At 58.6% G+C, this 13,805-nt stretch carries 11 protein-coding genes and 3 pseudogenes; 4 read left to right on the top strand and 10 right to left on the bottom strand.

Annotated features, from left to right (window positions below; translation table 11 throughout):
• Window positions 1-7: 7 nt before the first annotated feature.
• Genes QSK43_RS06145 through QSK43_RS06135 form a run of 3 tightly spaced genes read left to right on the top strand, consistent with a single transcriptional unit; the run spans window position 8 to window position 2,635 of the window.
• Entirely contained in the window at window positions 8-934 is a 927-nt protein-coding gene (locus QSK43_RS06145; RefSeq protein WP_332302689.1) for an ABC transporter permease, read from the top strand.
• Between the two features lie 26 nt (window positions 935-960).
• On the top strand, window positions 961-1,827 hold the full coding sequence (locus tag QSK43_RS06140) for an ABC transporter permease (RefSeq protein WP_332302970.1): 867 nt from the start codon (window positions 961-963) through the stop codon (window positions 1,825-1,827).
• 22 nt (window positions 1,828-1,849) lie between these two features.
• Window positions 1,850-2,635 (top strand): glycerophosphodiester phosphodiesterase family protein, encoded by a 786-nt coding sequence (locus QSK43_RS06135; protein ID WP_332302688.1) that lies wholly within the window; start codon window positions 1,850-1,852, stop codon window positions 2,633-2,635.
• Between the two features lie 491 nt (window positions 2,636-3,126).
• On the opposite strand, the gene QSK43_RS06130 is transcribed toward QSK43_RS06135, so the two are convergent.
• From QSK43_RS06130 to QSK43_RS06095, 8 genes and pseudogenes are all read right to left on the bottom strand, one after another.
• Entirely contained in the window at window positions 3,127-4,083 is a 957-nt protein-coding gene (locus QSK43_RS06130; RefSeq protein ID WP_442967786.1) for a FecR family protein, read from the bottom strand.
• Window positions 4,084-4,199: 116 nt separating this feature from the next.
• Window positions 4,200-4,745 carry an RNA polymerase sigma factor gene (locus tag QSK43_RS06125; protein WP_332302686.1) on the bottom strand — a complete coding sequence of 182 codons (546 nt, stop codon included), beginning with the start codon at window positions 4,743-4,745 and terminating at the stop codon, window positions 4,200-4,202.
• 281 nt (window positions 4,746-5,026) lie between these two features.
• Window positions 5,027-5,821 carry an ABC transporter ATP-binding protein gene (locus QSK43_RS06120; protein WP_332302685.1) on the bottom strand — a complete coding sequence of 265 codons (795 nt, stop codon included), beginning with the start codon at window positions 5,819-5,821 and terminating at the stop codon, window positions 5,027-5,029.
• Window positions 5,808-6,794, bottom strand: coding sequence for a FecCD family ABC transporter permease (locus QSK43_RS06115; RefSeq protein WP_332302684.1), 987 nt, complete (start codon window positions 6,792-6,794; stop codon window positions 5,808-5,810). The genes QSK43_RS06120 and QSK43_RS06115 overlap by 14 nt, the downstream gene beginning before the upstream one ends.
• Window positions 6,791-7,819 carry a FecCD family ABC transporter permease gene (locus QSK43_RS06110; RefSeq protein WP_332302683.1) on the bottom strand — a complete coding sequence of 343 codons (1,029 nt, stop codon included), beginning with the start codon at window positions 7,817-7,819 and terminating at the stop codon, window positions 6,791-6,793. Before QSK43_RS06110 ends, QSK43_RS06115 begins: the two co-directional genes overlap by 4 nt.
• The gene (locus QSK43_RS06105) at window positions 7,816-8,739 is read right to left on the bottom strand and encodes an iron-siderophore ABC transporter substrate-binding protein (RefSeq protein ID WP_332302682.1); all 924 of its coding nucleotides are present in this window, start codon (window positions 8,737-8,739) and stop codon (window positions 7,816-7,818) included. Before QSK43_RS06105 ends, QSK43_RS06110 begins: the two co-directional genes overlap by 4 nt.
• 168 nt (window positions 8,740-8,907) lie before the next feature.
• The gene (locus QSK43_RS06100) at window positions 8,908-11,319 is read right to left on the bottom strand and encodes a TonB-dependent receptor (protein ID WP_332302681.1); all 2,412 of its coding nucleotides are present in this window, start codon (window positions 11,317-11,319) and stop codon (window positions 8,908-8,910) included.
• Between the two features lie 388 nt (window positions 11,320-11,707).
• Window positions 11,708-11,944, bottom strand: a pseudogene (locus QSK43_RS06095) (hypothetical protein); the annotation flags it as partial.
• Here QSK43_RS06095 and QSK43_RS06090 point away from each other — a divergent pair.
• Window positions 11,941-12,141 (top strand): annotated as a pseudogene (locus QSK43_RS06090) (type IV secretion system protein VirB1); the annotation flags it as partial. The pseudogenes QSK43_RS06095 and QSK43_RS06090 sit on opposite strands and share 4 nt — an antisense overlap.
• Here QSK43_RS06090 and QSK43_RS27105 read toward each other — a convergent pair.
• Both QSK43_RS27105 and QSK43_RS06085 read right to left on the bottom strand, forming a co-directional pair.
• A pseudogene (locus tag QSK43_RS27105) lies at window positions 12,137-12,259 on the bottom strand (IS30 family transposase); the annotation flags it as partial. The pseudogenes QSK43_RS06090 and QSK43_RS27105 sit on opposite strands and share 5 nt — an antisense overlap.
• 117 nt (window positions 12,260-12,376) lie before the next feature.
• Entirely contained in the window at window positions 12,377-13,804 is a 1,428-nt protein-coding gene (locus tag QSK43_RS06085) for an aldehyde dehydrogenase family protein (RefSeq protein WP_332302679.1), read from the bottom strand.
• Window position 13,805 lies beyond the last annotated feature (1 nt).

Raw genomic sequence — 13,805 nt, 5'->3', positions numbered from 1 at the left:
ACATAAAATGCTGCGTTACGTGTCCATCCGACTTCTCCGCGCGCTCATTACCATTATTGCGGTGATGACCTTCGCCTTTGTCGTTCTGCGCATGTCGGGAGATCCTGCCCAGGTCATGCTCGGCCCTGATGTGCCGCAAGATGCGGTCGATGCCTTCCGCAAGGCCTGGGGTCTCGATCAACCGCTATGGATTCAATATTTCGCCTATATCAAGTCGATCCTGACAGGCGATTTCGGCGTGTCCATGCGTGACAAGGCCTCCGCCATGCAGCTTGTCATCGAGCGTATTCCCGCCACCCTGCAACTCACTGTTCCGGCACTTTTCCTGAAGGTGGTGATCGGCATACCCGCCGGGGTCTATGCAGCGCTTCATCGCCAGAGTGCGGTCGATCGCGGTGTCATTCTGGCCGCGATCTTCGGTTTTACTATTCCGTCCTTCGTCATGGGCCTGTTGCTGGTGCTGATCTTCTCGATCACGCTGGGTCTGCTTCCTTCCGGCGGTCAGGACACCTGGCAGCATGGTGTCCTCCCCACACTGACCATGAGCATCGGCGGCATCGGAATTCTGGCCCGTTTTTCTCGCAGCGCCATGATCGAGGTCATGGGCCAGCCCTATATTCGGGCGGCGTCTGCCAAGGGTATGAAATGGCAGGATGTCGTCTGGCGGCATGCTTTGCCAAATGCCGCCGTGCCAATCGTCACTATCGTCGGCTTCATGGTCGGCACACTGATCGCCGGTGCCGTCGTGGTGGAATCGATTTTCTCATGGCCGGGCATCGGTCGTCTGCTGGTGGTCTCCGTGACCAATCGAGACCTCGCCGTCGTGCAATGCATCCTTTTGTTGATCGCAGCCACCATGGTCGTGTCCAACCTGATCGTAGACCTGCTCTACGGTTGGCTGGACCCGCGACTACGCAGCCAGAGCGCCCATTGAGGATTTCAACGATGACCATTGCAGACATGACCCACCGCCCCGCGCCCGACACTTCCCTGTTTACTCGTTTCATCCGGCAGGTGCGCAGAATTCCATTCTCAGTTACCTTCGGCATAGCCTGGCTCGCCGCAATGATATTGGTGGCGTTCTTCGCCGACATGATCCGGCCTTACGGCGTCACTGCCATGGATTTACGCGCTCGCCTTTCGTTACCGGGCAACCCCGCGCATTTTCTCGGTACTGACGAGCTTGGGCGTGACGTGCTCTCGCGTCTCATTCAATCCATCCGGGTGTCATTCACAATCGCCTTTGGTGCAACAATCATTTCCGCTGTGTTCGGCACGGCACTTGGCTTTGCTGCTGCGAAATTCCGAGGAGCCGTAGAGCAGTTCGTTTTGATGCTGGCGGATTTTCAGGCTGCCTTGCCCTTTCTCGTCATGTCGCTGGCGGTTCTTGCTTTTTTCGGTTCATCGATGCCGCTTCTGATCGGGCTGATGGGGTTTTACGGATGGGAACGCTACGCCCGCATCGCCCGAGGTCTCGCGATTTCGGCCAGTGCGCAGGGTTACGCTTCGGCTGTGGTGCAGCTCGGCGCAACACCGGCGCGCGTCTACATGCGCCACATTCTACCCAATGTCGCCTCGACACTCATCGTTTCCATGACACTCACCTTTCCGGAAATCATCCTGATGGAAAGCGGGCTCTCCTTCCTCGGTCTTGGCGTGCAGCCGCCGGAAACCAGCCTCGGCAACATGGTCGGCTTCGGCCGCGAATATCTCACCCGAGCGCCATGGATCATGCTGGCGCCTGCCTTCGTGATCATGATGACGACGCTCTCCATCTCGCTGGTCGGCGACTGGCTGCGCGACAAGCTCGACCCCACACTTCGCTAACTCCTTCTCTGGGACAATCACGATGACAAAGATCACTGGCCACCGCGGCGCCCGTAACATCTGGCCTGAAAACTCGCTGACCGGCTTCCGCAACGTTCTGGCGCTCGATGTCGATGCGGTTGAGTTCGATGTGCACCTGACTGATGCGGGTGAACTCGTCGTCATCCACGACGCGACGCTTCAGCGGACGACGGACAAGACGGGCCTGGTTCGGTCGCTGACCCCGCAGACCCGCAAGTCTGCCCATCTGGAAGGCTCGGCCGATACCGTGCCAATGCTTGCCGAGGTTCTCGCCATACTGGCGGAGAAGGACGGCAAGCAGCTTCATGTCGAGATCAAATCCGACGAGGCGAAGCGGCCTTATCCGGGCATCACCGAAAAGGTCGTTGCAGAAATCGAGCGTTTCGGGCTCGGCAATCGCTGCCACCTGACGTCCTTCGACGTTTCGGTTCTCGAGGAATGCCATCGGGTTGCCCCGCAGATCGCGCGGCTGGTTTCAGTCAATGCGGAGTGGGCGGCAAAGCAGGGTGGGCTTGAGACCTTCCTGCACATGGCCGAGGGCCTCGTCGATATCGTTGCTATCCATCATGAACTGATGGCGGCAGAATGGACACTCATCACCGAAAAGCTGCCGCTCGATCGGCTTTGCGTCTGGACGCTGAACGAAGAGGCGCTGATCCGCCACTGGCTGGAGCGCGGCATCGGCCACCTGACCTCCGACAGCCCGGATCTCGCTCTGCGGCTGCGCGGCGAAATCCAATCTCAATTTGAACCTGCCCGGCCCGCTGGATCCAGTCTATTCATATGAAGATCGTGTAGTCACGAACTGCCTGATCGGGATCTCATTGAAGCGATTTCACCCCGGTTATCGCGATGCAGGGCGCCAGATTCCCATTGCGGATTATGGATACAAGATCACACTCTTCACATTGCTTTAGAGCATTCGCGATCACCATCATGGCTAGAGAGTTCTGCCGTCGGTTAAGACTGCAGAGGCGGGCGGCAGCCATCTTGTTAGTGATCGTCGCACAATATTCATCAAATCCGAATCGTGATCGGCAAGCTAACATGCGCGGTGCTTTGATGCATATCCAAGCCGAGGACACATAACGAACGCGGCTGCACCCGGCGGCCAGTGTCCGTCATCCGCAGTATCATGACGCCGAAAACGACGTGCTGGGCCGAAAAAAGGTGAGTGTCGGCGGCGACAGTTTCTTCCCTAAGCCATTGATAGGGCGGCTGCAGCACCGAGCCAGATCGATCCGAATATCGAACGTCAGTACGGCGAGACTGGTGTTTTTACTGTCTAATGACGATGAGAGGGCCCAGGCGCGTCGATTTCACGCGAAGAGCCTCCGTCACGAAAGCGAGCGCATCATTGGTATCCGCAATCTTCATTGTGCCGCTGACGCGGCGATTAGCCAGGGCCGAGTCGGCAACGACGATTCGACCGTAGAAATGCCGGTTCATCTCCTCCACGATGTAGGAAAGTGGAGCATTGTCGAGCACTATCTGGCCGCGCCTCCAGGCGAGTGCAGCAATGCTGTCCACCGGTAAAATGGCCATCTTCTTTTTCGCGTGGTCGAAAGTCGCTTGCTCGCCCTCGCCGACGCGGACGGTATCATCTCCGTCGATTTCGATCTGGACCGCATTTTCCGTGACGGTCACCTCGGTGTCGTTGTTGCCGTAACGGACATCGAAAGCGGTCCCGAGCGCAGTAACCGTTGCCATCCCCGCAACAACTGTAAAGGGTCTTTCGACAGCATGGGCGACCCGAAAAAAGGCTTGGCCTTGAAGAAGGCGGACGGTACGGCGGGTCTTGGTATAATCCAACGCGATCGTTGAGGAGGCATTAAGCTGAACCTCAGACCCGTCTTCGAGCGTGATGACAGGCATTTCGTCTGTGCCGGCAATAATGTCCGCTTCCAGGCGCATCGGTCCATCGAACGCGAAAAAACCGCCCGTCGCGAGGCCTATGGCCAAGAGCGCTGCGATGACCGGTTTTCCCGCACTGCGGGGCTTCACCTTGATGTTGGCGAGCGCAGAATCCGACTGTATTGCCCGGCGGGCATCACCCATCAGGCGTTCAGCAGCGCTGTAAGTCCGACAATTTTCCGGGTCGCGGTCAAGCCAGTCCTTGAAGCGCGCCTTGTCGGTTGGCGACTGGTTGGCATCGCTATTGCGCAGGATCCAGTCGGCCGCTTCGCGGTTGCGTTTTTTTTGAACTTTCGTCGCTCCGTTGGCCGGCACAGGCATCTCCAGCTTTAAACCTTGACCTTTAGACGTTCGACGTCGTCATTGGGGGATCTCTTAGATCAATTCAGGGAAATATCCGTAGTGGTTTTCTGCACGGAACGCGAGAATCTCTTGTTTTACTGGAGAAGACGATCAAGGCAGTGGGTGAAGGCGCGGCGCAAATGTCGGTCCACCATGTTTTTGGAAATGTTGAGCCTGACGGAGATCTGGTCGGGTGTCAGATGATGGAGCCGGTGCAGGATGAAAACGAGGCGTCGCCGTTCCGGCAATTCAGCGATTGCCTCGCGGAGCGCGGCAAGCCGCGCTTCGATTTCCAGCGCCTGATCAGGCGCGGGCCCGCTGCTCGCGACCGAAAGGGCTTCACGCTCCGAGCCGGAAAACAGCCGGGCTTCTTTCGTCTCGCGACGCTGGCGGTCAATGCCGAGATTGATGGCGGCCCGGCAAAGAAAGAATTTGATCGAGCGTGTTTGTTGCAGCACGTCGGGCTTGGCGGCAAGTTTCACATAAAGATCGTGCACCACATCCCGGGCAGTGGATGATGGATGGCCGCGTCTGCGAACAGCGTTCGTAATGTCGGCATAGTAAGCTTCCATAGCCCGGTTCAGCAGATCGTTGCTGTCAACACTGTCCCAGACAAGGGGTGAGGGCGAAGAGTTCGACATTGGCAAACAGTTCCCAACCAACAGCCAGTTCAGCATCAGTACTGCTGAATCTCGAAGACAGAATGGCTAGCGAATCTATAAAACCCATGCAAGTGCAATAGGTTAGAAACATTCCAAACCAACGGACGGCCTCTGGATAAATCAAGAGTTAAAAACTCATCTTTATGCCTGATTTCGTTGCTCGATTCCATCTCCCACGTTTTTGGCTCGGGGTTGCGCATTAGACAGGCCGCATGATCAAAACGGGGGGCGGTGTGATATTTCGGTAACGGCTGTGGTGCTCACAGCGCAATGCAGAGCGGCGTTCCCGCAACGGGATCGCGGATCACGACTGTCTTCACCTTGAAGACATCCAGGATCGTTTCCGATGAGATGACCGTATCGGGCGTTCCTGCCGTCACGACCCTGCCGTGGTCGAGTATAACGATATGCTGGGCGTAGCGGGCCGCCTGGTTGATGTCGTGGAGAACTGCGACAACCGTCTTTCCGTGCTTGGCGACCAGTGCCGTAATGAGGTTCATCAGCTCGATCTGATGTTCGAGATCGAGATACGTCGTGGGTTCGTCAAGCAGGATCGCTTCGCTTTGCTGCGCCAGCGTCATTGCGATCCACGCGCGCTGGCGCTGACCACCGGAAAGGCTGTCCAGCGCACGGTCGGAAAGATCCGCCGTGCCCGTCAGCATGAGTGCCTCATCGCATGCTTCCTGATCCTGCGCCGACCAGCGACTGAAAAGCGAGCGATATGGATACCGTCCCTGCCGCACGAGATCGCTGACCGTAAGACCCTCCGGTGCGACAGGCCCCTGGAGCAGAACGCCCACCTTGCGAGCGACATCACGGGTCGAGAGGTCGTTCAGGTCATGCCCATCGAGAAGAACGCTGCCGCCGGAAGGCTTCATAAGCCCCGCGAAACTGCGCAGAAGCGTGGATTTGCCGCTGCCATTCGGCCCTATCAGCGCTGTGAAGCGCCGTTCCGGGATAGCGAGGTCGAGCCGCTCGACGATGCGGCGCTGGCCGTAGGCGATGTCGATGCCCTTGCCGGCAATCTTGGCAGGGAGTTGCTTATCCTTGGCCATGGCGGCGTCCCCAGAGAAGATAGGCAAAGAAAGGTGCACCAATGAGACTGGTGACAATGCCGGCCGGAAGTTGCACCGGCGGCAGGAGGATGCGACCGATGAGGTCCGCGGCGACGACGAGGCAGGCGCCGACAAGTGCGGCGACAGGGAGTATCCGGGCATGCGATGCCCCCGTGAGCCGCCGGGCAATGTGCGGCGCGACGAGACCGACGAAGCCGACGAGGCCGGAGGCCGCCACGGCAACACCTGAAAGCACCGTGACGAGCACGATCATCAGGCCGCGGACGCGATCGACTGGCTGACCGAGGCTCTTGGCCGAATGATCGCCGAAGCGGATCAGATCGAGTTCGCGCGCGGCGAGAAAGGCAAACACTACCGGAACAATGAGTGATAGGGCGAGAAGTTGGACCTTGCCCATATTCGCGTCGTAAACGCTGCCCGCAAGCCAGATCATGGCGCGCTGTACATCGCCGATGTCGCCGAATGCGGAGAGAAAGGTCGTTCCAGCCGTTGCGAGCGAGGAGAGGCCGATGCCGATAAGGATGATGCGGAGCGAGGAGGTGCCGCCGCGCCACGAAAGGCAATAGACCGCCAGCGCCATGATGGCGGCACCCAAGAAGCTCGCTGCCTGTAAAAGCGCGATCGACGGGTTCTGCATCAGAACGATGACGGCCATGGCCGCCGCCGCAGCGCCACTGTTGATTCCGAGAACACCGGGCTCGGCCAATGGATTGCGCATGATCGCAAGCGTGATCGTGCCTGCGGTCGCAAGCGCCACGCCGACGAGAAGGGCGAGAAGCGCTCGCGGTAAACGCAGATCGAAGACGATCATCGTGCTCTGTGGAGCAGGCTCACCCATCCCGACGATGACATTGTAGAGTTCCTGCCAGGTCAGAGGAACATCGCCAAAAGCGAGACTTGCTGCGACGAGGATGGCGAGCAGAAGGGTGAGGATGGTGAGAAGCCGGATCATGCCGCGCCTCTCAACCGCGTTCGTGCGAGATACAGGAAGAACGGCGCACCGATGAGTGCGATCGTCACGCCGACGGGAAAACTCTGGCTTCCGAAGACAAGCCGCCCGGCCGTATCGGAAACGACAACCAGTAGCGCGCCGCCGAGCGCGGAAAAAGGGATAACCCAGCGATAGTCAACACCTGCAATCATGCGCACCATATGCGGAACGACGAGGCCGACGAAACCGATTGGTCCCGCAAGTGCCACGGCGCCGCCCGCAAGCAGGATGACGACGACGACTGATGCGCCGCGCCAAATGACCGGATTCTGTCCGAGTGCACGCGAGGCGTCCGCGCCGAGGCTGAGCGTCGTGAGATGCCGGCCAAGAAAGAGGGCGGCGATGAGGCCGGTGAGAATATAGGGCGCGACGGTTTTCGCCTGCGGCATGGTTCTCCCCGTCACCGAGCCTGCGGTCCACAGGCGGACTGCATCGAGCGTACTCTGGTCGAAGATCAGGATTGCGGTGGTCAGCGACGTCAGGAATGTTGCGACGATGGCGCCCGCCAGCACGAGCCCGAGCGGGGAGTGTCCGACAGCGCCAATTGAACCGAGTGCATAGACGACGATGGCGGCGATGCCGGCGCCGATGAAGGCAAACCAGACATAGATGTCGCCGATGCCCGTGCCAAAGAGTGTCATCACCAAAACGACGGCAACTGATGCGCCGGCGTTGATGCCGAGTAGGCCGGGAGAGGCGAGCGGGTTGTTGGTCACCGCCTGCATGATGGCGCCGGAAACAGCGAGTGCACTGCCGGACAGCAGTGCGGCAATGACGCGGGGCAGGCGAATGGTCGTGACGAGAAGATGGTCGCGCGACCCATCGAACTGGAAAATAGCGGCCGTTATGGTGGAAAACGACATGGCAGATGTACCGAGTGCAACGGCGTTCATGGCGGCAAGAATGAGCAGACAGAGGAGCACTGCAAGCGCAAGCGACCGCAGGCTACAGGCCGTGACGGGCCGAGCGGCCTTTCGGTCGATCATTGACCAGCCAGTACATATCGCTCGACATCGTCGAGAATGCGATTTGCCGAACCGATACCGTGGAAACTCTGCCAGGGACCGCGATCGACCCGATGGGCGCGTCCGGCCTGAACGGCTGGCAGCAATTGCCAGAGAGGGTTCTCGGTCACCTGCTTTTCGAGCGCATCGTCCGGGCCGCTTTCGAAACCGCTGGCGGAAACGTAGAGCAGCACGTCACCATCGAGATTGGCGAGTTCCTCCCAATCTGGCCGTTTGACGATCGTTCCATCGGTGACAGTCTCGTAAGCGGAGCGCTTCACACCTGCCTCGCGCAGCACGGCAAAGGGGGCATAGGCGTTAGGCCCATCCAAAAAGACAACGAAACGGTCTGGCGCGAAACGGACGGTCGAGACCGTCAGGTTCTGGTCCTTCATCCGAGCGCGGATCCCGGCGACGCGGCTGTCGTAAGCCTTGAGTGCGTCGTTTGCCACGCCTTCCCTGCCGGTCACTTCGGAAAGGCGCTGAAGATAAGTTTTCCAGTCCATATGCTTGAAGAGGACGGTTGGCGCGATCTGTGCAGCCTGCTCGTAAATCGCTGAGTGAACCTCTGCCGATCCGATGATAAGATCCGGCTTCAGCGCCGCCACGCGCTCGAGGCTCGGTTCCTTGGGATTGCCGAGATCGACCATCTTCTGGGCCTTCACCGCGTCAAGAACCTCATCCTCGGTGATCGCCATATAGGGCGTCGCAACGACGGGCGCCTTAAGTTCGATCAGCAATCCAAGCGTGATCAGCGGATCGAGCGTCACGATCCGCTTTACGTCCGCCGGAATACAGAAAGGCGGATTGTAAATCCCCTCGATTATGGCCTTTCCCTCGCAGGCGGCCTGCGAAAACGAGGCGGGAAGGAGAAAGGCGAGAAGAACGAGACAGAAACGCAAGGCAGGTATCATTTCGTGGCTAGGGCATTTCCAGTAAATGTGCGTAGCAGTTCACGTCCGGAAAATGCGTAAAAACAAAGAATTGCAGAATTTTCACCTTTCGAGGAAGGGCGGGAATCCTGCAGGGTGGAAAAGGCTGTGCGGCGAGACGCCCCACAGCCGGGTTCGTCAGAACTTCACTCGGACGTTCAGGCCGTAGGAGCGACCCTTGCCCTGCTGGCCGAAGGGCTTTGCCGCGTCGCGATCCACGATCGTGAAATATTTCTCGTCCGTGAGGTTTTCCACGAAGGCGGTAACTTCCCAATTATCCTTCTTGAAGCCCGTCTGCGCATTCACGATAAACCGCGAGTCGATATCGTACATGCCCTTCGTGCCGAAGCGCGAATTGTAGCTTGTCGTGTACTTGGCATCAGCGCCAACGAAGACACCGTTGTCGAACTCATAACGTCCACCGAAAGCCCAGCTTAATTCCGGGGCCTCAGGAAAAGCCTTTCCTGACTGGTCGCCGATGGAAGCATGGTTGAATTCCATGAACTTCGTATTGAGATAACCGATGGACGTGAAGGCCGTGAATTGATCCGTAACCTCGTAGGTCGGCTCGATTTCGAATCCCCAGGCTCTCGACATTGCTGCATTGGAGGTGATGCGATAGCCCGGTAAGGCCGAGTTCGGCCGGATTTCTATCTGTTGATCGTCATATTTCGTATAAAACAGGTTTGCATTGAGTGTCAGCCGGTCGTCGAACAAAGTACCCTTGTAGGACAATTCCAGATTCTGGGAAAACTCCGGATCGTATGTGGCGACCTTGAAATTGGTCGGATCCAGACGATCGATATAGGAACCGCCCGAGCGAAATCCCTGCGTATAGGTCAATGCGACCGTCTGTGTATCGCTGAGCTCCTTGGAAATGCCCACCTTCGGCACGAAATTCAATTCGTTCAGGGATGACGGAGTACCCGTCAGGACGGCAGACGGATCGATCAGGCCAAAGTAATTTCGCTGGTAGTCCTTGTCTTTCAGGTAATCGAGACGACCGCCAACGGTTGCGAACCACGTGGGCGTAAATTCATAGGTAGCTTCACCAAAGACGGCGAAGTTCGATGTCCTGCGATTCTGCGTATCGCTGAGTTGCACCGGCCCAAAGCCGGGATAGTCTACGATGAAGTCTGTCGCGCCATCCCAGACCTCGTGGCTGCCGTAAACGCCGGCAACCCATTTCCAGCGATCGCCTTCGTAGTTGAGGCGGAACTCCTGCGTGAAGATGGAGTTGTCATCTTCGCCAGTGCTTCCATAGATGGCTCCTGGCGTGCCGTAGTCGATGGAGCGCCGGTTGTTGATGCCATATTGATAGCCGGTCTGCGAGGTGAAGCGCAGCGTATTCGAGAAATCATGCGCAACCTCGAGGCCGACATTGTGCGCTTCCGTCCAGCGATATTCCGTATAGGTAACCGGGGAATCGTTGAAGTCGCCGCGGCCCGTATCGAGGCCAACAAGCGCGTCGTTGGGTCGGTCCTTCGAGTAGGAGTAAGTGAGCAGCGCGCGGGTGTCCGGCATTTCCGAGGGAGTAATCAGCACCTTGGCGCGAACCACACCACTGATGTCGGTCGTAAGGTCATCGAAATTGTCAAAAATACTGAAATTTGAGTAATTGGGTTGGGCGTGCGAACGCTGGAAAGCGCCCGAGATGCGCAGCGCTATCTGATCCTCGACGACGGGCGTATTCATCATGAAGGCCGTGCCCGCGAGGTCGTCGCTGCCAACGGTGCCGGAAAGTTCGACCTGCCTGTCGAAGGTCGGATCTTTCGACTTGATATAGATGGCGCCGGTCATGGCCGCACGGCCCGAAAGCGTCGATTGCGGGCCGCGATAGACCTCAACCTGCTCGACGTCCCAGAGGTTACGTGCCCCGAAACGGGCATTGTAACGCGTCTGAACGATACCGTCGACATAGACTGAGCCGGCCGGCCCGCCGGACGGGACGAGACCTTCAGAACTCATGCCACGGATGACGAACCCGGCGTTGACCGTGGCGCTGTCCAGTACGTTTGCCATGCGACGATAGGTGTCCTGCGTCGTGCGAATCTGGCTTTCGACAAGGGTTTCGGCCTTGACGACGGCAACGCTGCTGGTCGTGGCACCCAACGTCGACGCATTGCGGGCGCCGTAAATCGTTATTGCCTCAAGCTGCGTGGTGCCGTCAGCTGTCGCGCCGGAAGTGGCCGCACCGGTCTGCAGCGTCACCTGGTTGCTTCCTGCAAAGCGGGCATCCACGCCTGTTCCGGCTAGCACCGTCCTCAACGCCTGTTCCGGCGTCAGCGTGCCGTTCACACCACGGGTCGTCTTCCCCTCGGCGACCGATGCATCGAACAGGATTTGCAGGCCGGTCTGGGCGGCGAGGTTGTTCAGCGCCGGCGTCAACGGACCGGGCCGCACCGCGATCGCTCGCTCGGACGCCTGTGCTGCAGCTTCTTGCACCATTGCCGGCAGCATGGGGCTCAGCATCACGAGTGCTGTTCCCGCCAGAAACACCGCCTTGAGGCTCGCCCCAGCCCCGCGCGAGACGGATTTAGTCTTAGTCATAAAAACCCCCAATCGTGCGGCGTTCAAGGCGCCGCAAGTTCATCACGAGGAATGGCTACACATTCACTCGTGATCTAGACGATTGACTGTTTGGACTTGGGACTCCGGTCTGGAGAAAAATTTAAGGAAATGATCGCTCACGCGACGCCGAGGTATTGGCGCATGGCGAGACGAAGTTCTTCATCCCGATTGGGGGCGCCTTCAGCACGAAGGTGGGACAGTATTCACCATCTTTCACCGATCCCTTGCCTCTCAATTCATGACAATAAATAGGCCAAAGGTTCGATTTTCATCAAGAGCTTAACTCTGTAACCATGCTCTTTCGAATGCATAGCTTGCGGCGCAATCATCACGCTTGAGCAGGGATCACTCGTTAGAGTGGATCTGCTTATTGGACGCTGGCGACCTTTACAACATCGCCAGCTCGGTTGCCTTCACACCGCTTCCCAGCTCGGTTCAATATCTTCGTTGCCAGTGCCGCCTTATCTTGTGGAAGGAAACGCCCGTAGTGCTGTTGAACCATCTCCGGCGCATCCTGAATGGCATAGCTCGCCTGTTCATATAAGCCGTTGAGTTTCAGGATGTGCGTCGCCAAGACGTCCCGAACGTTATGGGGCCCGTGCGGACCCTGCCAGGGCCGAGCGGGTCATGCTGCAATCCTGCTACGGACGTGACGATCCATCGGTCGGGGCCATGGTCAACAATGAGGATCAGGTCCGCCGCGAAATCAGACGGTTCGGACCGGCAATGGCTCGATTAACAGTCGGCGACACGGGGGAGTGGTCGCGGACAAACGTTTCGGCGAACTCTTCGCAAGCAGATGCGCGAGAACTTTTTTGCGGAAAACTTCTGCAGGCGTTCGATAGCCAGGGCATTTGCGCGGTGTTGCGTTGAACCGGCTGCAGATTTCGATCAAGTCCGCGTCGGTGTCCGTCAGGGGACAGGGTTGGATCTTTCAACTGCAGCATATCGTCTTCCTAAAGGGTCACGCTTTCCGTCGATCCGAATGGGAGTGGTTTCCTCAGCGGCCGTCTGTCCGGCTTGGGCCTGTAAATTTCTAGTTGTCGGCGTATCCGACGACGGCCTTGATCTCGGTGAATTCGTGCAGGCCAAACTTGCCGTATTCGCGGCCATTGCCAGACTGCTTGTAGCCGCCGAAGGGGGCGGCGCCATCCCAGGCGGAGCTGTTAAGGCGCACGACGCCGGCGCGCAGCCTTCGCGACAAGGCGCGTGCCTCGGCCGGATCGCCCTGGATATAGGCGGCCAGTCCATAGGGCGTGTCGTTGGCGATGGCGACGGCGTCGTCCTCGGTCTCGTAGCCGAGAATGACCAGCACCGGCCCAAAGATCTCCTCGCGCGCAATGGTCATCTCGCTGGTAACGCGGGCAAAGACGGTCGGGCGGACATAATAGCCGGCATTCAAATGGGCAGGGCGATCGGGGCTGCCGGCAACGAGTTCGGCACCTTGCGCGATTCCTTTTCGGATCAGGCTTTGTATCTTGTCGAATTGCAGCTGGCTGACCACAGGGCCGATATCGGTGGCGGGATTGGATGGCGCGCCGACGGTGATGGCATCCGCCGTCCTGCTGGCGATGGTGATGGCCTCGTCCATGCGCTCCATCGGCACCAGCAACCGGGTCGGCGCGTTGCAGGACTGGCCGGAGTTGTCGATGCACCGGCGAACACCAGAACTGACGGCAGCCTCAAGATCGGCACTGCGGAGCACAATATTGGGGGATTTGCCGCCGAGTTCCTGATGGACCCGCTTGACCGTGGGCGCCGCGGCTTGCGCCACGGAAATGCCTGCGCGGGTGGAACCGGTGAACGAGATCATGTCGATACCGGGATGGCTGGCGAGCACGGCTCCGACGGTTGGGCCGTCGCCATTGACGAGATTGAAGACGCCTTTGGGGACACCTGCCTCATGCAGGATTTCGGCGAAGAGGATAGCGTTGAGTGGCGCGATTTCCGAGGGTTTCAGCACCATGGTGCAGCCGGTGGCAAGGGCCGGGGCGACTTTACAGGCGATCTGGTTGATGGGCCAGTTCCAGGGCGTGATCATGCCGACGACACCGACGGGTTCGTGAAGGATCCGCGTGGTGCCTTGCATATAGTCGAAATCAAAGACTTCCATCGCCTTGATCGTTTCGGTGAAATGGGAAAGTCCGATGCCGGCCTGCTGGCTGCGGGCCATAGCAAGCGGCGCGCCCATCTCCTTGGAAATGATATCGCCGATCTCATCGTTGCGATGTGTGAGAATGACGAGGATGCGCTTTAACAGTTCAAGGCGCTCGGCTTTCGAGGTTTCGGAAAAACCGGCAAAAGCGGATCGGGCGGCGACAATCGCCTTCTCCGCATCTGCGGCGCTGCCCATGGCGATGGTCGCGAAGGGCTGTTCGGTGGCCGGATCGATGACATCAAGCGTGAGCTGGCCGATCGGTTCGACCCATTCACCATCGATGTAGAATTTCTGTGCGTTCTTCATT

The sequence above is a fragment of the Rhizobium sp. GR12 genome (assembly GCF_036596185.1).
Taxonomy (GTDB): Bacteria; Pseudomonadota; Alphaproteobacteria; order Rhizobiales; family Rhizobiaceae; genus Agrobacterium; species Agrobacterium nepotum.
The sequence above is the reverse complement of the archived record's forward strand: the minus strand, read 5'-3'. Positions and strand labels throughout refer to the sequence as shown.